Genomic DNA, 23,672 nt, shown 5'->3' on the forward strand with positions numbered 1-23,672 from the left:
ACCTGCTCCCGGGACGCCGCACGGCCGACTCAGACGTGTGGCGCGATCTCGGCGGCGATCAGGTCGAGGTGGTCGAGGTCGGCGAGGTCGAGCACCTGGAGGTAGACGCGCTGCGAGCCGGCCCCGGCGAACCGGGCCAGCGTCTCGACCGCCTCGGCCGGGGTGCCGGCCACGCCGTTGGCGCGCAGGTCGTCGAGGTCGCGGCCGGCGGCCTCGGCGCGGCGGCGTACCTCGGACTCGTCGGCGCCGACGCAGACCGTGAGCGCGTTGGACCACCGCATCGTCGCCGGGTCGCGGTCGATCGCCTCGCAGGCGGCGCTGACGCGGGCGACCTGGGCGCGGGTGGTGTCGGTGTCGCTGAACGGCAGGTTGAACTCGTCTGCGTACGCCGCCGCGAGGGCCGGGGTGCGCCGCTTGCCGACGCCGCCGACGATGACCGGCAGCCGGTCCTGCCGGGGCTTGGGCAGGCCGGGGCTGTCGGCGACCGGGTAGTGCGGGCCGTCGTGGGAGAACGTGCCGTCGCTCCCCCACAGGCCGGTGATCACCGCGAGCTGCTCCTCGAGGCGGTCGAACCGCTCGCCGGTCGGCGGGAACGGGATGCCGTAGGCGGTGTGCTCGGCGGCGTACCAGCCGGCGCCGATGCCGAGCTCGACCCGGCCCCCGCTCATCTGGTCGACACCGGCCACGGTGACCGCCAGCGGGCCGGGGTGGCGGAACGTGGCGCTGGTCATCAGGGTGCCGAGGCGGATCGTGCTGGTGTCGCGGGCGAGCCCGGCCAGCGTGGTCCACGCGTCGCTCGGGCCGGGCAGTCCGTCGCCGCCCATGGCGAGGTAGTGGTCGGAGCGGAAGAAGGCGTCGAAGCCGAGGTCCTCGGCCCGCCGGGCGACGGCGAGGAGGTCGTCGTACGTCGCCCCCTGCTGGGGTTCGGTGAAGATGCGCAGGTCCATGGCGTCACTGTGCCAGCCGGTCGCCAACCGGTCGGGAGCGTTACCGTTCGGGCCGTGAGGGCATCGTGATCGCCGCCGCGCGCGCCGGCTTCTGCTTCCTGGCGATGACCAAGACCGGCTCGACCTCGGTGGAACGGGCGTTCAGCCGGCACGCCGAGCTCGTCGTACGCCGCCCGCCGCAGATGAAGCACGCCACCGCCCGGACGTTCGACAAGGTCTTCGTGCCGGTGCTCGAGCACTACGGCCACCCCCGCGAGAGCTACGAGCTGGTGTGCGTCGTGCGCGAGCCGGTCGACTGGGTGCAGTCGTGGTGGCGCTACCGCGCCCGGCCCGGCTCGGAGGGCAGCCCGCAACACACCGGAGGGACGTCGTTCGAGGAGTTCGCCGAGCGGGTCGTGGCGGGCGAGGTCGACCTCGGCTCGGCCACCAACTTCGTGCGCACCCGCCCGGGCCGGCCTCCGGTCGACCGCGTCTACCGCTACGAGCACCTCGGTGACGCCGTCGCGTGGATGGCGGACCGGCTCGGGATCGAGACGCCGGCCATGCCGCGCGCCAACGCCTCACCGCGGGCGGCCGCACCCGTGCCGGAGGCGACGCGGCGGCTGCTGGAGGAGCACTACGCCACGGACGTCGCGCTGCACGCGTCGGCGCTGTAGGGGTCCCCCGCTGGTCGGTCAGCCTCGCTGCAGGTTGCGCACCTCGGGTGCCAGGTCGGACTCCTCGCCCTGCCCGACCGCGACCTGGACGAACAGCCTCGGACGGCGGTGGCCCTCGGTGAGGCACTGCCGCGGGACGACGAGGCTGACCGACCGGTCCCGCCAGGTGCCCCTGAGGCCGGCGCACGGCCGGGGTTCGAGGTCGAAGTGGTCGAAGTAGTACAGGCGTGCCACGGCGGGACGCCCGGCGCGCTTGACCAGACGCGCGACGAAGCCCGCCTCGAAGACGTCGAAGCGGCTGATCGCCAGCTCGGCGCGACCACGAGCAGCCAGGTGCGGCACCACGGCGGTCGCCGCGACGACCTCCGCGCCGTGTCGGTAGCGGGCGCGGGCGATGTCGAGCCGGGCCGGTGCGTCGTCCCGCTCGTCGACCCGGACGGCGTCGGCGGCGTCGGCACGACCCGGCGCGAGCAGCAGTGCGCCGAGGAGCGCGGCGAGGACCGTCCAGACGAGCAGGCTGCGTCTCATGCTCGGAGGATAGGTCTCCCGGCCCGTGGCGTCAGGTGTTCCGGGCGTACCAGACCCGCTCGTAGCCCTCGAACCGCTCGCGGTCGGTGACCTGCCAGACCGCGGGGTCGATCGGCGGGAAGAACACGTCGCCCTCGGGCTCGAGCGGGATCTCGCTGATGACCAGCTCGCTCGCCGAGCGGATCGCCTCGGCGTACACCTGGGCGCCGCCGGCGACGATCACCTCGCCCTCGTGGACCGCTGCCTTGGCCAGCGCGTCGAGCAGGCCGTGGGCGACGAGCACGTCGTCGTGCCCCGGGGACCACGACCGGTCGCGGGTGAGCACCACGGTGGTGCGGCCCGGCAGCGGCCGGCCGATCGACTCGTACGTCGTGCGGCCCATCACCAGCACGTGGCCCGTCGTGAGGGTCTTGAACTCCGCCTGCTCCCCCGGGACCCGCCACGGGATGTCGGGGCCGTGGCCGATGACGCCGTTGCGGGCGACCGCCGCGACCAGGATGACCCGCTTCATGCGACGCGAGCGTAGTGGGGGCTGTGGGCGGAGCGTGGGGGGCGGGGAGGCAGGGACCGAATCACGCCGGCGAACGGTCCCCCGCTCACCGCGGCCCGAGCAGCGCGGCGAGCGACGCCCAGCAGGCCTCGGCCTCGCGCCCGCGCTCCTCGGCCGAGAGCTCGCCCACCGGCGACACGTGCCGTCGCTCGACGTGGCCGGCGCCGACGTACGGGAGCACGCAGCGGGTCCAGATCGCCTGCAGCGGGTCACCGAACTCGGTCACCTCCCGGTCGGCGGCCGTGTCGCCGAAGGTGACGACGAGCGCGTCGAGGCGCAGCAGCGCCTCGGGCTCACCCGCAGCCCCACCGGAGAGCTTGTAGGCGACGCCCGGGGCGAGCACGCGGTCCAGCCAGCCGCTCATCGCCGCGGGCGGCTTGCCCCACCAGTTCGGGTGCAGGGCGAGCAGGACGTCGGCACGGGCCAGGTCGTCGCGGTAGCGGCCGGTCAGCGCGTCGCCCGCGGGGCCGGACGTGCCCTGCTGCACGTGGCGCGACTCCTCGGCGGTGAGCAGCGGGTCGAACCCGTCGGCGTAGAGGTCGTGCAGGACCACCTCGGCACCGCCCGACCGCGCCCGGCTGACCAGCAGGTCGGCCACGGCCCAGGTGAAGCTGTCGCGACGCGGGTGGGCCACCACCGCCAGCACCGTGCTCACGCCCCGACGCTATCCGGTCCGCGAGCGCCTAGCCGGGCTCGACCGGCAGCCAGAGCTCGCAGGTGGCGGTGCCGGCGTCCGGGTCGAACGCGAGGGTCGCGACGATCTCGGGTCCGGGTCGCAACCGCCACGGCTGCGAGGGGAACCACTCCGTCGCCGTCGCGGCCCACGCCTCCTGCAGGGCGGCCGGGTGCGGGCCCTCGGTGCGGAACACGGCCCAGGTGCCGGCCGGGACCTCGATCGTGTCCAGCCCCTCGGGCCTGGCGGTGGTGGCGACGCCGTGCAGGTAGGTCAGCTCGCTGCCCTCGGCGCGGTCGGGGTCCAGGTCGTCACAGACGGCGAGGACACCCGACGGCTCGGTGTCGTTGAGGGTCTTGAGCCGGGCGGTCTCGGCGGCCGGGACCGCCGCGACGTGCTCGGCGATGTGCGGGTTCACGCCGTCGTGCACCAGCGGCACGCGCGTGGCGCGGCCGACGAGTCGGACGGCGGGCAGGTCGGTGACCCGGGTGTCCATCGGGTTGCCTCCTTGCACGGTCAGGTGGAACCTGATCCGCGGTTGTGTGCGTAGCGGGCCCCCGTCGCGGCGCACCTCGCCGGGGCCGGCGCCGTGGACGGCGCGGAACGCGCGACCGAACGCCTCGGTCGAGCCGTAGCCGTGCCGGACCGCGACGGTGAGCAGGTCGTCGTCCCCGGCCACGAGCTCGGCGGCGGCCGACGACATCCGGCGCCGCCGGACGTACTCCGAGAGCGGCATCGCGGCCAGCGACGAGAACATCCGGCGCAGGTGGTGCTCGGTCGTGCCGAGGCGACGTGCCAGCGCGGACACGTCGAGCGGCGCCGACGGGTCGGACGCCAGGTGGGTCTCCACCTCGTCGACGACCGCGTTGAGAGCAGTGATCATGCGGGGGTCCTCCTTCCCCGCCAGTCTGCGCGGCGAGCCCGTCCCCGCACCCGACCATCCGGGTCCGATCCGGTCGGGGACGGCGGCGCCCGGCAGGCTCAGGCTGGCTCAGGCAGGCTCAGGCAGGCTCAGGCAGGCTCAGGCAGGCAGGGCGCGGTACCAGTCCCGGTACTCCGCGAGCGCCTCGCCGGCCTCGGCGAGGGCGGTGGCGAGGTCGCCGACCAGGCCCATGACCCCCTCGGTCACGCCGTTGCGGCCGCAGGTCTCGAGCTCGTGGGCGATGGCCGTGACGACCGGCAGGCCGAGGTTGCCGGCGCTGCCCTTGAGGGCGTGGGTGACGAAGGACAGCGAGGCGGCGTCGGAGTCGGCCACCGCACGGGTGACCGAGGAGATCACGCCCGGCCGACGCTCGAGGAAGTTGCCGATGGCCCGGTCCAGGTAGGCCTGCGCACCGGGACCGATGTCGAGGAGCTCGCCCAGCCGCTCCAGGTCGAGGTGGGGGTTGGCCGGTCCGCGCGAGCCGGACCCACCGGCCGCGCGCAGCGCCGGCGAGCGCGCCACCCAGCGGTCGAGGGCGTCCTGCAGCGCCGGCGGCGAGACGGGCTTGGTGAGGAAGTCGTCCATCCCCGCGGCCAGGCACCGCTCGCGCTCACCGGCGATCGCGGCCGCCGTCATCGCCAGGATCGGCAGCCGCGCGCGGCCGGCGACGACCTCGCGGCGGCGCATCCGCCGGGTGGTCGTGTAGCCGTCGATCCCGGGCATCTGCACGTCCATCAGGACGGCGTCGAAGGTCTGCCGCTCCACGAGGTCGAGGGCCGTCATGCCGTCGTCGGCGACGGTGACGGCGAAGCCCTGGGCCTCGAGCAGGCCACGCGCCACCAGCTGGTTGATCTCGTTGTCCTCGACGACCAGGACGTGCCCGCGCTCCCCCGACACCGCGGTGGCCCGGGGCCCGGTCGTCCGCACGATGGCGTCGGTGGCGACGCCGGCCGGCGCGAGGGTGCTCAGCAGGGTGTCGCGCAGCCCGGACGACGACACCGGCCTGACCAGGCCGGCGTGCACGCCCTCGGCCCGGAGTGCCTCGTCGACCGGGACGTAGGTCGGCGTGACGAGCACCAGCGGCAGGTCGCGCGGCCAGCCCTGTCGACGTACGGCCGCCGCCAGGGTGGTGCCGTCGACCCCCGTCAGGGGCGAGCCGACCACCGCGGCGTCGTACGCCGCACCCGCCGCGACCGCTGCGGCCAGCCGCGCCGACGCCTCGTCGGCGTCGGCCACGGCATCGGCGTCGACCGCCCACCACCGCAGCTGCTCGAGGAGGACGGCGCGGTCCTGCGGGTGCGCGTCGACCACGAGCACCCGCCTCCCACCGAGCGCCTCCCGGGCTCGCGCGAGCGGGTCGGCCGCCGCCGGGTCGCTCGCGGGGCCGAGCGGGACCGTGAACCAGAAGGTGCTGCCCGCCCCGGGCTCGCTCTCCACCCCGATCTCACCGCCGAAGGCGGCCACGATCTCGGCGCAGATCGCCAACCCCAGCCCGGTGCCACCGAACCGGCGGTTGGTCGAGCTGTCGGCCTGGGCGAACGGCGCGAAGACGCGTTCCTGCTGGACGCCGGTCATGCCCATCCCCGTGTCGCGGACGTCCAGCCGCAGGAGGTGGCCGGGGCCGTCGGACGCCGCCGTCGCACCGGGTGCCACGGAGGCGCGGACGTCGACCGAGCCGGCGGTCGTGAACTTCAGCGCGTTCGACCCCAGGTTGAGCAGGACCTGCCGGAGTCGCGTGGGGTCGCCGTGGAGGACGTCGGGGACGTCGGCGCTGCAGGAGATGCGCAGCTCGATGCCGCGCGCCCGTGCCGCGTCGGCGAGCACCTCGCCGGCCTCGGCGAGCACCTCGCGGACCTCGAAGTCGAGCGCCTCGACCTCGAGGTGGCCGGCCTCGATCTTGGAGAAGTCGAGGATGTTGTTGAGCAGGTCGAGCAGGGTCCGGCTCGAGACCGAGATCCCCGAGACGAAGTGGCGCTGGCGCTCCGAGAGCGTCGTCTCGCCGAGCAGCTCGTTGAGACCGATGATGCCGTTGAGCGGCGTCCGGATCTCGTGGCTCATCGTCGAGAGGAAGTCCGTCTTGTGCTGCGAGGCCTGGAGCGCGCGGTCCCGCGCGTCGGCCAGCTCGCGCGCCGACGCCTCGCGCTCGGCGACCCGCGAGATGAGCAGGGCGGCCTGGTCGGCCATCTGCTGGATCATGTCGTGCCGGTACAGCGGGGGCAGCGAGGTGATCGTCACCACCGCCAGGATCTCCTCGCCCAGGCGGATCGGGAAGGCGATGGTGAGACGACGCTCGTCGTCCCACACGGTCCGACCGAGCCGGTAGCACTCCTCGGCGGTGGCCCGCTCGATGGCGTCGGTCGCCGCCGTGTCGCTGTCGCCGGACGCGTCGTCGTCGGGACCGAGGTGCGGGACGAGCCCCGTCCCGACCGGGGACGGGACGAAGGCCCGGGCCCGGTCCCAGTCGTCGTGCAGGACCACCAGCGACCCGGCCTGCTCCAGCACCTCGGCGAGCGTGGTCGCCTCGTTGGCCGCCGTGGCCACGGCGTGCATCAGGGAGTTCTGGGTGACCAGGTCCTGCAGCTGGTCCTCGGTGTCGCGGAGCCGGGTGATGTCCTGGTAGGTGCCGGAGACCTCCGCGAGCGCACCCTCCGCGTCGTAGGTGCCCACCGCGCGCAGCCGGACCCACATCCAGCCGGCGCGCCCCCGCTGGCGCAGCTCCAGGTCGATGCGCGGCCCGGCGCCGCTGACGAGACGGTCGAGGGCGTCGGTCAGCCGGTGGTGGTCCTCGGGGTGGGTCACCGCCTTCAGCCGGTCGCGGTCGCGGGTCAGCAGGTCGTCGAGGTGCGGGCCGTAGAGCTCCTCGAGACCCTCGGAGTACGACGCGCTCGCGGTCGCGACGTCCCAGGTCCAGTTGCCGCTGCGCGAGATCCGCTCGGCACGCAGCAGGTGGCGCTGGCTCTCGTAGACCGCCTCGAGCAGCTGCTTGGTCTCGTGGTTGTCCGTGAGGCGCAGGATGACGCCGGTGCACGTGTCGCCCTCCCGGAGCCCGGTCTGCCGCAGGCGCACCCACAACGAAGAGCCGTCGGCCCGCACCAGCATCGTGTCGACCTCGTCGTCGAGGAACGTGCCCTCGGCCGCCAGGTGCAGGTGCTGGCGCGAGTGCCGGCGCCCGACCTCGTCGAGGAAGTCGTCGATGTGCCGGCGCTCGAGGGGACTGGCGCGCAGCAGCTGCTCGGCGCTGGCGTTGGCGTACCGGATGGTGCCGTCGAGCTCGAGGGCGACGATGCCGTCGGTCGACGAGGAGACGATCTGCCGGTAGAGATCGCCGTGCTTCACCGGTGGCCCCCCTCCTCGACACGACGCCCGGCCAGGGCGGACCGATTATCCCCATCGCGACGCCCGCGGGCCACCGGCGCGCCGCCCGGCCCCTGCGGCTCAGGAGGCGGCCGGCTCCTCCGTACCCGCTCGCCGCGGCATCAGCAGCCCCGACAGCAGGAGGGCGAGCGCGAGGACGGCGGAGCACGCGAACACCGCGTGGATCGCGGGCGCCAGCACCCCGGCGGACAAGTGCTCGAGGTCGAGCGTGCCGCCGGACGGGGCCTGGTCGGCCACCCGGCTGTTGACGATCGCGCCGAACACGGCGACGCCGACGGCGCTGCCCATCGACCTGGCGAACATGTTGGTGCCGGTGGCCACGCCCCGGTGCTGCCAGCCCACGGACGACTGGGCGACGATCACGCCGGGGCTGGCGACGTAGCCGAACCCGACCCCCATCACGAAGCACGGCAGGGCCAGCTGCCACAGGGCGCTGTCGGCGCTCACCGGCAGCAGCAGCGCCGCGCCGGCGATCACGAACAGCGCCCCCATCAGCACCGTCCTGCGGAAGCCGATCGACAGGTAGAAGCGACCGCTCGTCGCGGCGGCGATCGGCCACCCGATGGTCATCGAGGCCAGCGTCAGCCCGGCGACCAGCGCACCGTGGCCGAGCACGCCCTGGGCGTAGAGCGGCACGTACGACGTCAGCCCGAGCATCAGCACCCCGACGACGAAGGCGCCCGAGTTGGCGGCGTTCAGCACCCGGCGCCGGAAGATCCACAGCGGCAGCACCGGGTCGGGTGTGCGCGCCTCGACCACGACGAAGGCGGCGAGCAGCGCGGCCGCGGCGACGAAGATCCCGACGCCGGGGGCGGAGTCCCACGCCCAGCGCGTCCCGCCCTCGAGCAGGCCGAGCAGCAGCAGCGAGCCGCCGGCGGCGAGGAGCACCGCCCCGGCGTAGTCGATCGAGTGACTGCGCCGCTCCACGCTCTCGTCGAAGCGACGCCACATCACCCATCCGGCCGCGATGCCCAGGGGCAGGTTGACGAAGAAGATCCAGCGCCACGACAGGTAGTCGGCGAAGATCCCGCCCAGCGTGGGCCCGAGGACCGAGGCCCCGGCCCAGACGCTGGCGATGTAGCCCTGCACCTTGGCGCGCTCGGCCAGGGAGTAGATGTCGCCGACGATCGTCATGCCCATCGGCTGCACCGCACCGGCGCCGAGACCCTGCACCAGCCGGAAGACGATGAGCGCCGGCATGCTCCACGCGACGCCGCACAGCAGCGAGCCGAGCACGAACAACCCGATGCCGAGCAGCATCACCGGCTTGCGCCCGTAGAGGTCGGCGACCTTGCCGTAGATCGGCACCGACACCGCCTGGGCCAGCAGGTAGATCGAGAACAGCCACGGGAACGACGTGAACCCGCCGAGGTCGTCGACCACCGCCGGGACCGCGGTCGCCAGGATCGTCGCGTCGATCGCCACCAGCCCGATGCTGAGCATCACCGCGAGGAGGACCGGTCCGCGCTCGCTGCGCAGTCCGACGCTGGCGCGGGTGATCTCGGGGGCCGTCACGAGAGACGCCAACCCGGGTCGGCGCCCCGGTGTTCCCGGTGTCTCGCGGTGTCTCGGGGTTCGCGGGTCCGTGGGCCGGGCGCCGGCCGGGTCGTCGTCGTGGCCACCGATGAGTCGGTGGCGCGGACGGCGTCCTACCTCGGGACGGCACGTCGAGCACGAGGAGGGACGACCATGGCGGTCGCGGAGGACGCCGACGCAGGCACGGCGACCCAGGAGGCGCGCCGGGTGATCGCCGCGAACGCCTACCTCACGCTCGCCACCGCCGACGCGGCCGGGCGGCCGTGGGCCACCCCGGTCTGGTTCGCGACGGGCGAGCCCCACGACTTCGTGTGGGTGTCGCGGCCCGGAGCCCGGCACTCCCGCAACATCGCGGCCAACCCCGCGGTCGGCATCGTCGTCTTCGACTCCGGGGTCCCGGTCGGTGGCGCCTCGGCGGTCTACGTCGACGCCGTGGCCGCCGAGGTCGCACCCGACCACCGCGCCGACGCCCTCGCGGCATTCAACGCCCGCGCGGGCGAGCAGGGCCTCGACCCGTGGACCGCGGAGCAGGTGACCGGGACGGCACCCTTCCGCCTCTACCGGGCGACCGCCTCGCACGCGTACGTCCTCGACGAGCGCGACGGTCGGGTCGAGGTGGACCCGTGACCGGGCGCGGGTCACTCGTGGTCAGCGGAGGGGGTCGTGCGGGGGCTTCGACGCCGGCTCCTCGGGCTCGACGAGCGAGGGCGGCCCGACGGCGATCCCCTCCTCGGGGTCGGGGGTGGAGCGCCGGGCCTCGGCCAGCACGTCGGCGGGGACGTGCTGCTCCAGGAACCGCTGCGCCAGCCTCGTCGACGGGTGGATGCCGATGGTGGCGACCACGATGATGCCGGCGATCACCAGCCACCCCGCGGCCCCCCAGTTCATCGCCAGGAACGTGTACACGGCGGGCGCCCACACCCGCCCCAGGGTGCTGCTCAGCTCGTCGGCCCCCTGGTAGGCGCCCCGCTGGCGCGGGTCCATCAGCTCGGCCTCGAAGGACCAGCTGGCGGCCGAGAGGTACAGCTCGGCCCCGGTCACGGTGACGTGACCGAGCCAGACCAGCGCGATCGTGGTCCAGCCGACGGTGTCGTGGGTGGCCAGCGTGATCAGGCAGGAGATCACGAAGAAGGTCGACGAGATCCGCACCGCCCTCAGCGCCGTGGGCACGTCCTCGACCCCGCGCGCGGCCGCCATCGGGAGGAAGATGCACATCACCGTGTTGGTGCCGAACAGGAACGCGAGCAGCACCCGCGGGGCGTCGGTCTCCTCCACCAGCCACAGCGGGATCACGATGTTGAGCAGGACCTGGTTGGTCCAGAAGACCCCGCCGAAGAAGGTGGTGAGGAGCCAGCCGGGGTTGCGCAGCGGACCCGGACCCGGCACCTTCGCCCGGCGTTCCTCCGGGGTGCGGTCGTCGTGGGAGGCCCGGGGCAGCCGGGTGATCGCGGCGGCGTTGACCAGGAACACCACGGCGGTGAACCACGGCAGCGCGTGGAGCAGGTCGTTGGAGTCGAACGCGAGCGCGATGCCGCCGACCAAGGACCCGAGGGTGAAGCCGACGTTGAGCGCCGAGTACATGTAGGCGCGCGACCGCACCCGCTCCTCCGGCGGCAGGACGTCGATCGTGTACGCGCCGTGGGCGGCCCCACCGAGGGCGCCGATCACCTCCATCCCGACGGCCATCACGACGTACCCCCGGAAGTCGGTGATGAAGGGCCACAGCGCGAACATCGAGGCCTGCCCGGTCGCGCTGACCGCCCACATCTTCTTCGGACCGAACCGGTCGACCAGCTTGCCCATCGGGAGGGCGGCGACGAAGGCGGCCAGGCCGGCCAGGGTCAGCCCGAGCCCGACCTCGGCCGCGGACAGCCCCACGACCTGGGTGAAGAAGACCGCCGACCCGGTCATGAAGGTGCCCTCGCCGAGCGCGAAGAGCAGCGACTGCCGGGCGAGCCGACCGGCGAGCGGCGACGGCGGACGCGCCTGACGCAGGACGGCGGCGAGCATCACCGGTGAATCCTCGTGGACCACGCGCCCGCGTGTCGCGTCGATATCGCCCGGCGCCGCCTACCGCCCGACCGGCACGTGGCGCGGTGCGTTGACCGCGACCGACGGTGGCCCGGGCATCGGCGTCCGACCCGGCGTCAGCGTGCGTCCTGCCCGCTGGGCACGACGAACTCGCCGGCCTCGACGGGGCCCATCCCCACCACGTCGTCGACCAGCACCACACAGCTGCCGGAGGTCACGTCGCACTCGAGGAGGTCGAGCGCCTGCTCGCCCGGCGCGATCGCACCGACCAGGAGCGCGTCGTCGCTGAGCCACTGAAAGCCGGTGGAGAACTCGGGGACCCCGAGCTCGACAGCGTCGCCAGTGGCGGTCTCGACGACCGTCGCCACATCGGCGTCGAGGGTCAGGTAGGTCCCGTCCGGGGAGAAGAGACCGGCGCTGGAGTAGTCGGCCTCGAGCGCGACCCGCGGCTCGTCCACTCTCGGCCCCAGCGCCAGGGAGGACGATTCGGACTCGCCGACCGAGAAGACCACCTGACCCTCACGAGCGGCTACGACGTCGACGCTGTCCTCGTCCGGACCGAGGTCGCGGCGCCGGCCACTGTCGACGTCGACAGCCGCGAGACCGGCCTGGTCGCGGACGTACGCCGTGCCGCCGTCCAGCGCCCACAGCCGGACCGGGTCACGCTCGTCGGAGAGCCTGCCCATGCCCTCGGTGTCGAGGTCGAGCCTCCAGGTGCTGCCGGAGGCCGGGTCGGACACCACGACCGCCGGGTCGTCCCCGGTGGGATCGATCCAGCCGACCAAGGACGAGCGGGGGTCGGCGACCAACCGGGCGTCGCGCCGGTCGGTGTTCCCGACCTGCTCCACCCGGTCGTCGAGCACGGAGTAGACCCGGCCCTGCGGGTCGGCGGTGACGAACCCGTCGGGGGTGCGCACGAAGGACACCACGCGGTGCCCGACCTCGACGATCGCCGAGCCGTCGAGGCTCCTGATCACCGACCCCGTCGCGTACGACGGGTCGTGAGGCACCGCGTCGTCGGTCACCTCGGTGGTGCGGCCGGTCGGGTCACCGAGGTCGCGGGCCGTGCCACCCGGAGCCTGGACGGCGTACCCGGCGATCGCTGCGACCCCGGCGAGCGAGAGCGTCCCGGCTGCTGCGATCGCGGCGCGACGGCCGTGCCGGCGGCGCCGGCCGGCCCGGCGCAGGGCCGCGATGTCGGGAACGGGGAAGTCGGGCGCGCTCGCCCGGGTGTCCATCAGGGCCTTGAGCTTCTCGGTCATCGGGTCACACCGATCGTCGTCAGGGGAAGGAGGTCGGGGTCGTCATCGCCCAGCACCTCGCGGAGTCGCGCGATACCGGTCGAGACCTGGGACTTCACCGTGCCGGTCGCGCAACCCATGGCGTCCGCGGTCTGCGCCTCGGTGAGGTCCTCGTAGTAGCGCAGCACGATGCTCACGCGTTGGCGCACCGGGAGGGTCTGCAGCGCCGTCCACAGCCACTGGCTCTGCACCACACCGCCCGCCAGTCCGGCGCCGGCGTCCAGTGGGGGCTCGGGCACCGCCTCCACCGATCGTTCGTGCGTCCACCGCCGCCGGCGGAACCACGAGATCGCGGTCGTCGTGATCGCCCTGCGGCAGTAGGCCTCGGCGTTCTCCTTCGCCCGGAGGCGGGGCCACGCCGCGTAGGTCTTGACCAGCGCCTCCTGCACGAGGTCCTGGGCTAGCGACTGCTCCCCCACCATGAGGTAGGCCGCCCGGTGCAACGCCGCTGAACGCGCGTGCACGAAGTCAGCGAAGTCGTCGTCTGCGTCGCTCATGACCACCCAGACGACACCACGGCGGCAAAAGGTTCGGACCCCGGTCCCGGGACCGACGAGCAGCCCACCCCTCGGTCCACCCGACGTTCCGGCCACGGACACCGTGCGCACACGACGCGTTGGGGCGTCGTCGGCAGGGTGGCGACGACCGGTCGGCCCGGCCGGTCGACCAGCCCGTTCCAAGGAGAGCAGTGGACCTCGATTCCCGCCGGCCGCGACAGCGCGGCCGTCTCACCCTCCCGGTGGCCCTCACGGTGGCCCTGGGGATCGGCGCCGTCGTGCCGGCCGTCTCCTCGGCCCCCGCGAGCGCCCGCGCCGACCAGCCCGCCCCCGCCGTGCAGGCCGCAGCCGCGGGCACGACCGCCGACACCATCGTCGACGCGGACGACGCCGCGCCGGCGTCCCGGTTCACCTTGGCGGTGCTGCCGGACACCCAGTTCTACGCGCGCTACTCCGCCGACCAGTTCGTCCCGCGCTACGGCAAGGACCCGTTCGAGGTCCAGACCGCCTGGCTCGCCGAGCACGCCGACGAGCTCAACATCCCGTTCGTCACCCACGTCGGCGACGTGGTCGACCGGGCCACCGTCGCGCGCGAGTGGGAGGCCGCCGACCGCGCCATGCGGATCCTCGACGACGCCGACACGCCGTACTCGATCCTCGCCGGCAACCACGACGTGCTCAACAGCAACGACGCGCTGAACGACACCGACTACGACCTCGCCGCGGAGCCGTTCCTGAAGTGGTTCAGCCCCAGCCGCGCGGCCGGGCAGTCGACGTACGGCGGCAGCGACCCGACCGGGATGAGCCAGTGGCACGTCTTCGAGGCCCAGGGCCAGGAGTTCCTGTCGATGGCGCTCCCCTGGCGCGCCTCCGACGCCACCCTGGCGTGGGCGAAGGCGGTGATCGCGGAGCAGGACCTGCCGACGATCCTCACCTCCCACGACCTGATCAACATCGGTGCCGACGCCGTCACGCCCAAGGACTCGGCGTACGGCGAGCGGGTCTGGGACCGGCTCATCAACGACAGCGACCAGGTCTTCCTCACCTTCAACGGGCACTACCACGGCTCGACGCACCGCAACCGCCTCAACGCCGCCGGCCACCATGTCACCCAGGTGCTGATCGACCACCAGATGGCCTACGAGGGTGGCAACGGCTACCTCGGCCTGGTCGAGATGGACCTCACCAACGGCACGATGACCATGCAGACCGGGTCGCCGTGGGTGGTCGCCAAGCCGCGCGAGGCGCTGACGGCGTACGACCAGGCCTTCCTGGAGGAGCCGCACCAGACCTACCAGGTCGAGCTCGACTTCACCGAGCGGTTCGAGGGCTTCCAGACCGGCCCCGCCGACCAGCCGTCGCTCACGCAGGCGGCGCGCGACATCCTGCTCGACGGCTTCGAGGCCCCCGACGGCAACGACCTCGTCCAGGCCGGCTCGGCCGACGACTACGTCGAGGTCCCCGGCACCCTCGCGCACTGGCGCTTCGGCGACGCCGACCCCGGCATCGTCCGTCCCGGCCAGGTCTTCCGTGACGTCGCCGGCGACACCGACCTGCACCGCGTGGGACTCGCCGCCTCCGGCTCCACCACGGCCGAGGTGGGCGACGTCGTCGTCACCGACGACGTCAACCCGTACTCCGCCGACCCCGGTGCCGTCTGCTTCACCGGCGCCGACCAGCGCACCGGCCGCTTCAGCTTCCTGCAGTCGACCAGCGGCACCCCGGCGACCGAGACGACGTTCCCGAACGGCTACACCATCGAGACCTTCGTCAAGATGGACGCCGACTGGACCGCCGAGGCCAACCAGTGGAGCAAGGCCGTCGTCCGCTCGGGCAACCGGTCCAAGCTGCCCGGCATGCCGCAGACCCGCTGGGACTACACCGCCTCCCCCACCGCGCTCGGCATCTCCAACCTGCGTGAGTTCCAGTTCACCGAGGTGCCCGCGGTCACGACCAAGGGCGACCGGACGGCGTGGTCCGGCGAGATCATGGTCGACCAGTGGCAGCACGTCGCCGTCGTCAACGACACCGCGACCCAGACCACCACGATGTACGTCGACGGCGCCCCGGTGCTGCGCAACACCACCGACACCGGCGGCGCCTCGGCCAACGCCGGCATGCCGTGGATCATCGGCGCCGACTTCGTCGACGACACCGCCCGCAACGGCTGGCACGGCTGCGTCGGCGAGACCCGGATCGTCGACCACCCCACCGGCCCCGAGCAGTGGCTGACCGCACGCCCGTCCGTCGCCGACCTCACCGTCACCCGCCGCCCGGCGGCGACGGTGCCCGCCGGCACCGACGTCGTCGTGCTCGCCGGCACCGGTACGCCGCGGGCTGAGATCACCGTCACCGGTGCGCTCGACGCCGAGACCACCGTCGCCGACGACGGGACGTGGCGCCTCGTCGCCGACCTCGACGGCGCCACCGGCGTGCAGGAGTACGCCGTCGCCCAGGGCTTCGGCGAGCGCGTGGCCGAGCCGGTGACGGGCAGCTTCACCGTCGCCGGACCGAGCCTGCGCACCACGTCGACGGCCGCCGCGGTGGCCGGTGACACCGTCCACTACGGCGACCAGCACCGCGTGACGGTGCGGGTCACCGGCCAGGACGGCCGCCCCGCCGGGTCGGTCACCGTCTCCGCAGGTGACCGGGCCCTGGCCACCGCCCCGCTCAGCGACGGCCGCGCCGTGGTGACCCTGCCGGGCACCGCGCTCTGGCCCGGCACGCACGACCTCACGGTGGGCTACGCCGGCGACGACACCCACGCGGCGTCCTCCGACGTCCTGCGCCTGCAGGTCGCCAGGGCGACGTCGACGCTCACCGCCACCCCGGCCACCGTCCGGGTCGCCGCCGGCCGCCGCGCCCGTCTCGTGGCCGGGCTCTCCTCGGCGGTCGCCCCGCGCGGTGACCTCCTCGTCACCGAGGACGGCCGGACGGTCCTGCGCCGCGCGGCCCGCGCGGGTCGCACCGAGCTCGTCCTGCCGGTGCTGCGCCCCGGCCGCCACGTGCTGTCGGTGCGGTACGCCGGCAGCGACGTGGTCGCGCCGAGCAGCCCCCGCCGCGTGGTCGTGGTGGTCCGCGGCCGCTGACCGCCGTACGACGACGCCCGGTCCGGCCACCTGACGGTGGTCGGGCCGGGCGTCGGTCGTCGGTGTCGGGTGGTCTCGAGACGGTTGCCAGCGCAACCTCCTCGACCACCGTCAGTGACGCTGGTCGAGCCGGGCGAGCGCCAGCGAGCCCGAGTCGAGACCCGGCGAGGTGCGCACCGTCGGGTGGTTTCGAGACGGTTGCCAGCGCAACCTCCTCAACCACCGTCAGCGACGCTGGTCGAGCCGGGCGAGCGCCAGCGAGCCCGAGTCGAGACCCGGCGAGGTGCGCATCCCCCGGTGGTTTCGAGACCGTTGCCAGCAACCTCCTCAACCACCGTCAGTAACGCTGGTCGAGCCGGGCGAGCGCCAGCGAGCCCGAGTCGAGACCCGGCGAGGGAAGGCACCCTGCGGGGGTCTCGACTCGCGGAGACTTCGTCCCCGCGGCTCGACCACCGTCGGTGACCCCCGCCGTACGACGGCCACTCACGCTGGTCGAGCCGGGCGAGCGCCAGCGAGCCCGAGTCGAGACCCGGCGAGGGAAGGCACCCTGCGGGGGTCTCGACTCGCGGAGACTTCGTCCCCGCGGCTCGACCACCGTCGGTGATCGACCGTCGTACGACGGCCACTCACGCTGGTCGAGCCGGGCGAGCGCCAGCGAGCCCGAGTCGAGACCCGGGGGTAGGCACCCTGCGGGGGTCTCGACTCGCGGAGACTTCGTCCCCGCGGCTCGACCACCGTCGGTGACGCTGGTCGAGCCGGGCGAGCGCCAGCGAGCCCGAGTCGAGACCCGGCGAGGGAAGGCACCCTGCGGGGGTCTCGACTCGCGGAGACTTCGTCCCCGCGGCTCGACCACCGTCGGTGAGCCCCGCCGTACGACGGCCACTCACGCTGGTCGAGCCGGGCGAGCGCCAGTGAGCCCGAGTCGAGACCCGGCGAGGTGCCCGCCCTGCGGGGGTCTCGACTCGCGGAGACTTCGTCCCCGCGGCTCGACCACCGTCGGTGACGCTGGTCGAGCCGGGCGAGCGCCAGCGAGCCCGAGTCGAAACCCGGCGAGGTGCGCATCGTCGGGTGGATTCGAGACGGTTGCCAGCGCAACCTCCTCAACCACCGTCGGTGACTCGCGGAGACCTCGTCCCCGCGGCTCGACCACCGTCGGTGACCCCCGCCGTACGACGACCAGAGACCCCGGTCGAGCCGACCTCAGACGGCGATGGGGGCCTTGATGCCCGGGTGGGGGTCGTAGCCCTCGACGGCGATGTGCTCGAGGTCGAAGGCCGCCAGGTCGGTGACCGAGGGGTCGAGGACGAGCCGCGGGAGCGGGCGCGGGTCGCGGGTGAGCTGGAGGCGCGCCTGGTCGAGGTGGTTGGTGTAGAGGTGGGCGTCGCCGAGGGTGTGCACGAAGTCGCCGACCTCGAGGCCGGTCACCTGGGCGACCATGTGGGTCAGCAGCGCGTAGGAGGCGATATTGAACGGCACGCCGAGGAAGACGTCGGCCGAGCGCTGGTAGAGCTGGCAGCTCAGCCGTCCGCCGGCGACGTAGAACTGGAAGAGCGTGTGGCACGGCGCGAGCGCCATGTCGGGGATGTCGGCGACGTTCCAGGCCGAGACGACGTGGCGGCGGGAGTCGGGGTCGCGGCGCAGCTGCTCGACGACCTGGGCGACCTGGTCGACGTGGCGGCCGTCGGGGGTGGGCCAGGAGCGCCACTGGTAGCCGTAGACGGGGCCGAGCTCGCCGTCGGCGTCGGCCCACTCGTCCCAGATCGTGACGCCGCGGTCCTGCAGCCACTTCACGTTGGTGTCGCCACGCAGGAACCACAGCAGCTCGGCGAAGACCGACCGCGTGTGGACCTTCTTGGTGGTCACCAGCGGGAACCCCTCAGTGAGGTCGAAGCGCAGCTGGTGGCCGAAGACCGACAGCGTGCCGGTGCCGGTGCGATCACCCTTCTCGACCCCCTCGTCGAGGATCCGCTGGACGAGGTCGAGGTAGGCGCGCACGCCCCCAATCTAGATCAGAGGTCGACCGTGCCGGTGATGGTCGTGCGGGTGTCGCCGCCGACGTGCACGACCCCGTCGACCACGTCGACGTGCACGCGTCCGCGCCGCTGGAGCACGGTGCCCTGGGCGGCGACGTACGACGTGGGCAGGCGGGTGCCGGCGAGCCACTGGGCGATCCCGGCGTTGAGGCTGCCGGTGACGGGGTCCTCGAAGCCGTCGTAGACCGCCCGCACCTCGACGGCGCACTCGGCGCCGGGCGGGTGCGGCCCGACGACGCCGACCTTGAGGCGCTCGAAGCCGACGCCGGGTCGGCACGCCAGGACGGCGTCGGCGTCGTGGAGCAGCATCGCCAGCCACCCGGGACCGTTGTCGACCCAGGCCGCGTCGACGACGTCGTCGCGGTGCAGCCGCAGGCCGGCGAGGGCCGAGTCGAGGTCGGCGTCGTCGACCGGCCCCGAGCGCACGAGCGGCGGTGCCTCGAAGGCCAGCCGGTCGCCGCGGCGTACGTCGACCAGCCCGGCGGCGCACTCCTGCACGACCGTGTCGGACGAGGCCGGCACTCCCCCGGCCTCGAGCCACGCGTGGGCCGAGCCGAGGGTCGGGTGCCCGGCGAACGGCAGCTCGCCGCCGGTGGTCCAGATCCGCAGCCGGTAGTCGGCGTCCGGGGTGGTCGGCGCGAGCAGGAACGTCGTCTCGGACAGGTTGGTCCAGCGCGCGAACGCCGCCATCTGCTCGTCGGTGAGGTCGTCGGCGTCGTGCACCACGGCGACCGGGTTGCCGCGCAGCGGCTCGGCGGAGAAGACGTCGACCTGGCGGAACGGCAGCACACGGCGACGGTAGGGCATGTCCGGCCGCCGGTCGGTCACCTGGCCAGCACGGGCACCAGGTCGGGGTCGGAGGACCGCACCGTGGTGCGGCAGACCCTGGTCTCCAGGTCGCACACCGTCAGGTCGAAGCCGGCCGGACGCACCCGCGCCACGTCGGGTCGGGCCACCACGAACGTGACCTGCCCCTCCGCGCCGAAGGCGGCGTCGCGGGCCACCGAGCCGTCGGGGAGCGGCAGCCCCACCGTCGTGCCGGTGTCCGTCTCGACCACGGCGAAGCCGGGGCTGGAGCCGGGTGTGCCCGTGACCAGGTGCAGGGCGTCCGGGGACAGGACCCCGCCCGTACCGCCCAGGTCGAGCACCGAGGCGTCGGGCCGGGTGACCCGCAGCCGGCCGAGCGCCTCCTCGACGACCACCGTGCCGGCCGAGGCGTCGACCAGGCCCGGCACCCCGTCGGTGACGGTCCCGTCGCTGCCGACCACCAGCGCGCGACCGGGCGCGTCGACGTAGGCCCGCCGGCCGTCGAGCGCCGTCACCCGTGACCCCGCGGGCAGCGGCCTGCGCACCTCCTGGCCGAGCAGCGCGCGCAGCACCAGGTCGCCGGTGGGCCGGTCGACCCAGGCGGCCACCAGCCCGTCGGCCCGCGCGGGCGTCGTCGGGTCGGTCCGGCCGAGCACCTCCACGGCGCCGGTGCCCCGCACGTGCAGCACCCGGCCCCTCTCGTCGGTGGCGACGACGCCGTCGCCGGACCGCGCCAGCCCGGCGAGCCGCGGGACGCGGACGGTGCGGTCGGGCAGGTACACCCGCCGGTCGTCGTACCACGGGACCGTGAAGAGGTCGCGGCGCTGGGACGCGTCGCCGCCCTGCCCGGGCGGCGGGTCGACGATCCGCGACGACGGACCGGAGGCCGACGAGGTCGACGAGGTCGAGCCCGGGGGCGACGACGTCCCGTCGGTCAACCGGGACACCACGGGCACGAGCGCCACGACGACCGCGAGCCCGGCCACGAGGGCAGCCACCGCCAGGCCCGAGCCGCGACGGGACCGGGTCTGCGACCAGGCGCGGGCGGCCTCCACCCGGGGCTCGCTCGGCGGGATCTCCTCGGCGACCCGCGCGAGCCCGGCCAACCGAGCGGCGCCCTGCGCGGGCCGCCACGCGCCGACCGGACCCAGGGCGTCGTCGACCTGGTCCGGTGTCAGCCCGACGACAGCGCCGACGACCAGGCGCGCCCGCTCGTCCGCGGGCAGCGCGTCGAGCTCGAGGCACGCCGCCGGGACCCCGGTGTCCGCGAGGTCGTGGTCGTCGCGCTGCTCGGCGCGGTTCCACCAGGCGGTGCGGTCGGTGGTCCAGGCGTCGACGACCTCGGCGGCGAGGACGACGTCGAGGTCGACCCACTCGTCCTCGGCGCACCGCTCGAGGAGTCCCGCCACCGCCTGGACGGCCAGCACCTGGGCGTGCCGGGGGGGCGCGCCGAGGAGCACCAGCGTGCGCACCACGACCGGCCACCGGCCGGCGGCGTACGCCGTGAGCTCATCGTGGTCCGGCACGCTCACCACCTCACCCCGTCTCGGTCACCCCATCGTGGGGGATTCGAGGCGGCGGCGGCTACGGATGGAGCGACATCGGGCCGTAGACGCGCCGGTCGTGCTCGAAGAGGGTCACCTGGTCGACGCCGGACGCTGCGAGGTCGGGGAAGGCCTCGCCGACCCAGGACTCGGCGTCGGCCTGGCTGGCGAACCGCTGCCCGGTCAGCTCGGGGGCCAGGTCGCCGGTGGGCGCGACCTCGACGCCCGAGGCGTCCTCGAGCCGCCACGTCCAGGGGCGCTCGGCGGGGGTGGGGCGGCGGAAGGTCGGGGGCTGGTCGGGGAGCACGGACACGCCTCTCAGGACTCGCGGACGGAGGTGTCGACGAACGGCAGGGGTCGGATCTGGAACATCTCGCGCCGGCCGCGGACGTCGACGCCGACCTGGGCGTCGGGCGCGACGACCGTGGAGAGCAGCGCCAGCGCGATGCCCTTGCGCAGCGTCGGGGAGAAGGTGCCGGAGGTGACCTCGCCCAGCAGGATGTCGGGGGTCAGGCTCACGCTCATGTGGGGCCGCGGGATGGCGCGGCCGGTCGACTCGAGCCCGACCAGCCGGCGTCGCGGTCCGGCCTCCTTCTCGGCGACGAGCGCGTCGCGGCCCCAGAACTCGTCCTTCTTCCAGCCGACCGCCCAGCCGAGGCGCGCCTCGTTGGGGGTGACGTCGAGCGAGATGTCCTGGCCGTGGAGCGGGTAGCCCATCTCGGTGCGGAGCGTGTCGCGGGCGCCGAGACCGCACGGCGCCAGGCCGTGCGGCTCCCCCGCCACGACCAGCGCGTCCCAGAGCGCCTCGGCGGCGGCGTGGGGCGCGACCAGCTCGTAGCCGCGCTCGCCGGTGTAGCCGGTGCGGCAGACGGTGACGGTGTGGTCGCCGTACGGCGCCTCGACGAAGCTCATGTAGTCGTGCCCCGTCGGCAGCCCGACGGCGGCGAGCACCTCGTCGGACCTCGGGCCCTGGACGGCGAGGACGACGTGGTCGTGGTGCTGGTCGGTGACCTCGACGCCCTCGGGCGCGGCCGCCTGCAGCCGGCGCACGACCTCGGCGGTGTTGGCGGCGTTGGGGATGAGGAAGACGTGCTCGTCGTCGCGGTAGTAGGCGATCAGGTCGTCGACGATGCCGCCGGTGGCGTCGTCGCAGCACAGCGTGTACTGCGCCTTCCCGGGCGCGATCTTGCGCAGGTCGTTGCTCAGCGTCGCGTTGACGAGCGCGGCGGCGCCGGGTCCGGCGACCTCGGCCTTGCCGAGGTGGCTGACGTCGAAGAGGCCGGCCGCGGTGCGCACGGCGGTGTGTTCCTCGACGACGCCGGCGTACTGCAGCGGCATCGACCAGCCGCCGAAGTCGGCGAACTTGGCACCCAGCGCCACGTGGCGGTCGTGCAGGGGAGAGCGCAACGGCTCCGCGGGACCAGACGCCTCGGACATGCTCAGGAACCTACCCGGCGCGGGTGCGGGCGGTCGGGCGGCCGGGCGTCTGCGGCCCGGTGCTCCGCGCGTAGGCTGCCGCGGTGACGACGTGGACCCTGCGCAGCGCCAGCCCCGCCAAGACCCGGTGCGACACCGTGGTGGTGGGTGTGCTGTCCGGTGACTCCGGTCCGCGGCTGGCGCCCGGAGCCGACGACGTCGGCGAGGCCTACGGCCGCCGGCTCGCGCCGCTGCTGGCATCCCTCGGTGTGACCGGCAAGGCCGGCGAGGTCGTCAAGGTGCCCACCGCCCGGTCGATCGCCTCGCCCGTGCTGGTGCTGGCCGGGCTCGGCGCCGACGTCTCCACCGACGCCGTACGCCGCGGGGCCGGCGCCGCGGCCCGCGCCGTGTCCAACGCGACGTCGGTCGCGCTCGCGCTCCCCGCCGACTCCCCCGAGCTGGTCCGCGCGACCGTAGAGGGCTACGCGCTCGGCGGCTACACGTTCACCGGGTACAAGTCGGCGCCACGCAGGTCCGGCGACGACACCGACGCGGCCCCCGGCGAGGTCGTGGTCCTGAGCCCCGCCGCACGCAGGAAGGACGTCGTCGCGGCCTTCGAGGAGGCACAGGTGGTCTCCGCCGCCGTCGCGACCGCGCGCGACTGGGTCAACACGCCGCCCAACGACCTGCGACCGCCCGGCTTCGCCGACCGGATCGTGGCGGCCGTCGGCGACCGCCCCCGCGGCGCCGCCAAGGTCAAGGTCGAGGTCCTCGACGAGCAGCAGCTCGCCGAGCTCGGCTGCGGCGGCATCCTCTCGGTCGGCCAGGGCTCCGACGCCCCGCCGCGGCTGGTCCGGCTGACCTACGCCCCCAAGGGCGCCACCCAGCACCTCGCCCTGGTCGGCAAGGGCATCACCTTCGACACCGGCGGCCTGTCGATCAAGCCCGCCGCCAACATGCACCACATGAAGTCCGACATGGCCGGCGCGGCCGCCGTGGTGACGGCGACCCTCGCCATCGCCGACCTCGGGCTGCCGCTGCGCGTCACGACGTACGCCGCGCTGGCGGAGAACATGGTCGGCGACGCCGCCACCCGCCCCGGCGACGTGGTGACCATGTACGGCGGCACCACCGTGGAGATCCTCAACACCGACGCCGAGGGTCGGATGGTGCTCGGCGACGCGCTCGTGCTGGCCACCGAGCAGGAGCCCGACGTCGTCCTCGACGTGGCGACGCTCACCGGTCACATGGTCGTCGCGCTCGGCGACCGGCTCGGCGGCGTGCTCGGCGACCAGGCCGTCGTCGCGGCGGTGCTCGCGGCGGCCGAGGTCGCCGGCGAGGACCACTGGCCGATGCCCATACCGGAGTTCATGGACGAGCGCATCCGCTCCAGCACCGTCGCCGACCTCGCCCAGCACGACTGGATCCGCTGGGGCGGCGGCCTGTACGCGGCGGCGTTCCTGCGCGAGTTCACCGCCGGCCTCCCCTGGGCCCACCTCGACATCGCCGGCCCGGCGTTCAACGCCGGCGGCCCCTTCGGCCACGTCACCAGCGGCGGCACCGGCGTCGCCGTCACCACCCTCGTCGAGTACGCCCGCACCCTCAGCACCCCACCCGTCTGAGACCCCACCCACGCTGACCCGTCGCCACGTTGCGACGGGTCACCGCGAGAAGGACGCTGACCCGTCGCCACGTTGCGACGGGTCACCGCCAGAACGACGCTGACCCGTCGCACATGTACGACGGGTCAGCGTGGGTGGGGCTGGA

General features: G+C 74.0%; 19 protein-coding genes. 4 read left to right on the top strand and 15 right to left on the bottom strand.

Annotated features, from left to right (window positions below; genetic code table 11):
• Positions 1–29: 29 nt before the first annotated feature.
• Positions 30–947 (bottom strand): LLM class F420-dependent oxidoreductase, encoded by a 918-nt coding sequence (locus AC4MBH_RS20165; RefSeq protein ID WP_491797187.1) that lies wholly within the window; start codon positions 945–947, stop codon positions 30–32.
• Positions 948–1,012: 65 nt separating this feature from the next.
• On the opposite strand from AC4MBH_RS20165, the gene AC4MBH_RS20170 reads away from it, so the two are divergent.
• Complete coding sequence (locus tag AC4MBH_RS20170; RefSeq protein WP_491797188.1) at positions 1,013–1,603, top strand: hypothetical protein; 591 nt, start codon at positions 1,013–1,015, stop codon at positions 1,601–1,603.
• Between the two features lie 18 nt (positions 1,604–1,621).
• On the opposite strand, the gene AC4MBH_RS20175 is transcribed toward AC4MBH_RS20170, so the two are convergent.
• From AC4MBH_RS20175 to AC4MBH_RS20200, 6 genes are all read right to left on the bottom strand, one after another.
• Positions 1,622–2,131 (bottom strand): hypothetical protein, encoded by a 510-nt coding sequence (locus tag AC4MBH_RS20175; protein ID WP_491797189.1) that lies wholly within the window; start codon positions 2,129–2,131, stop codon positions 1,622–1,624.
• Positions 2,132–2,162: 31 nt separating this feature from the next.
• Complete coding sequence (locus AC4MBH_RS20180; protein ID WP_491797190.1) at positions 2,163–2,642, bottom strand: dihydrofolate reductase; 480 nt, start codon at positions 2,640–2,642, stop codon at positions 2,163–2,165.
• 85 nt (positions 2,643–2,727) lie between these two features.
• Positions 2,728–3,336: an NAD(P)H-dependent oxidoreductase gene (locus tag AC4MBH_RS20185; protein ID WP_491797191.1), complete on the bottom strand. Its 609-nt coding sequence runs from the start codon at positions 3,334–3,336 to the stop codon at positions 2,728–2,730.
• Between the two features lie 28 nt (positions 3,337–3,364).
• Positions 3,365–4,237 carry an AraC family transcriptional regulator gene (locus tag AC4MBH_RS20190; protein WP_491797192.1) on the bottom strand — a complete coding sequence of 291 codons (873 nt, stop codon included), beginning with the start codon at positions 4,235–4,237 and terminating at the stop codon, positions 3,365–3,367.
• A gap of 138 nt (positions 4,238–4,375) precedes the next feature.
• A complete protein-coding gene (locus AC4MBH_RS20195) occupies positions 4,376–7,612 on the bottom strand; it encodes a PAS domain-containing hybrid sensor histidine kinase/response regulator (protein ID WP_491797193.1) in 3,237 nt (1,078 codons plus the stop codon).
• Between the two features lie 99 nt (positions 7,613–7,711).
• Positions 7,712–9,166 (bottom strand): MDR family MFS transporter, encoded by a 1,455-nt coding sequence (locus AC4MBH_RS20200; protein ID WP_491797194.1) that lies wholly within the window; start codon positions 9,164–9,166, stop codon positions 7,712–7,714.
• Positions 9,167–9,340: 174 nt separating this feature from the next.
• Between AC4MBH_RS20200 and AC4MBH_RS20205 the strand changes: the two genes are divergently transcribed.
• On the top strand, positions 9,341–9,814 hold the full coding sequence (locus AC4MBH_RS20205) for a pyridoxamine 5'-phosphate oxidase family protein (protein WP_491797195.1): 474 nt from the start codon (positions 9,341–9,343) through the stop codon (positions 9,812–9,814).
• Between the two features lie 21 nt (positions 9,815–9,835).
• Here AC4MBH_RS20205 and AC4MBH_RS20210 read toward each other — a convergent pair whose 3' ends face one another.
• The 3 genes from AC4MBH_RS20210 to AC4MBH_RS20220 form a co-directional block, all read right to left on the bottom strand.
• Entirely contained in the window at positions 9,836–11,197 is a 1,362-nt protein-coding gene (locus tag AC4MBH_RS20210) for an MFS transporter (protein ID WP_491797283.1), read from the bottom strand.
• A gap of 137 nt (positions 11,198–11,334) precedes the next feature.
• Positions 11,335–12,480: a hypothetical protein gene (locus AC4MBH_RS20215; RefSeq protein ID WP_491797196.1), complete on the bottom strand. Its 1,146-nt coding sequence runs from the start codon at positions 12,478–12,480 to the stop codon at positions 11,335–11,337.
• Entirely contained in the window at positions 12,477–13,016 is a 540-nt protein-coding gene (locus AC4MBH_RS20220) for a SigE family RNA polymerase sigma factor (protein ID WP_491797197.1), read from the bottom strand. The genes AC4MBH_RS20215 and AC4MBH_RS20220 overlap by 4 nt, the downstream gene beginning before the upstream one ends.
• A gap of 191 nt (positions 13,017–13,207) precedes the next feature.
• Between AC4MBH_RS20220 and AC4MBH_RS20225 the strand changes: the two genes are divergently transcribed.
• Positions 13,208–16,105 carry an Ig-like domain repeat protein gene (locus AC4MBH_RS20225; protein ID WP_491797198.1) on the top strand — a complete coding sequence of 966 codons (2,898 nt, stop codon included), beginning with the start codon at positions 13,208–13,210 and terminating at the stop codon, positions 16,103–16,105.
• Between the two features lie 1,200 nt (positions 16,106–17,305).
• Here the strand turns inward: AC4MBH_RS20225 and AC4MBH_RS20230 are convergent.
• The 5 genes from AC4MBH_RS20230 to gcvT are packed head-to-tail and all read right to left on the bottom strand — an operon-like array spanning position 17,306 to position 21,926.
• Positions 17,306–18,100: a thymidylate synthase gene (locus AC4MBH_RS20230; protein ID WP_491797199.1), complete on the bottom strand. Its 795-nt coding sequence runs from the start codon at positions 18,098–18,100 to the stop codon at positions 17,306–17,308.
• A 14-nt stretch (positions 18,101–18,114) separates the two neighbouring features.
• A complete protein-coding gene (locus AC4MBH_RS20235) occupies positions 18,115–18,927 on the bottom strand; it encodes a PhzF family phenazine biosynthesis protein (protein WP_491797200.1) in 813 nt (270 codons plus the stop codon).
• A gap of 35 nt (positions 18,928–18,962) precedes the next feature.
• The gene (locus AC4MBH_RS20240; protein WP_491797201.1) at positions 18,963–20,471 is read right to left on the bottom strand and encodes a hypothetical protein; all 1,509 of its coding nucleotides are present in this window, start codon (positions 20,469–20,471) and stop codon (positions 18,963–18,965) included.
• A 58-nt stretch (positions 20,472–20,529) separates the two neighbouring features.
• Positions 20,530–20,802, bottom strand: coding sequence for a hypothetical protein (locus AC4MBH_RS20245; protein WP_491797202.1), 273 nt, complete (start codon positions 20,800–20,802; stop codon positions 20,530–20,532).
• 5 nt (positions 20,803–20,807) lie between these two features.
• Entirely contained in the window at positions 20,808–21,926 is a 1,119-nt protein-coding gene (gene gcvT / locus AC4MBH_RS20250; RefSeq protein ID WP_491797203.1) for a glycine cleavage system aminomethyltransferase GcvT, read from the bottom strand.
• A gap of 83 nt (positions 21,927–22,009) precedes the next feature.
• Between gcvT and AC4MBH_RS20255 the strand changes: the two genes are divergently transcribed.
• Positions 22,010–23,527 (top strand): leucyl aminopeptidase, encoded by a 1,518-nt coding sequence (locus tag AC4MBH_RS20255; protein ID WP_491797204.1) that lies wholly within the window; start codon positions 22,010–22,012, stop codon positions 23,525–23,527.
• Positions 23,528–23,672 lie beyond the last annotated feature (145 nt).

The sequence above is a fragment of the Nocardioides sp. WJ219 genome (genome assembly GCF_058559815.1).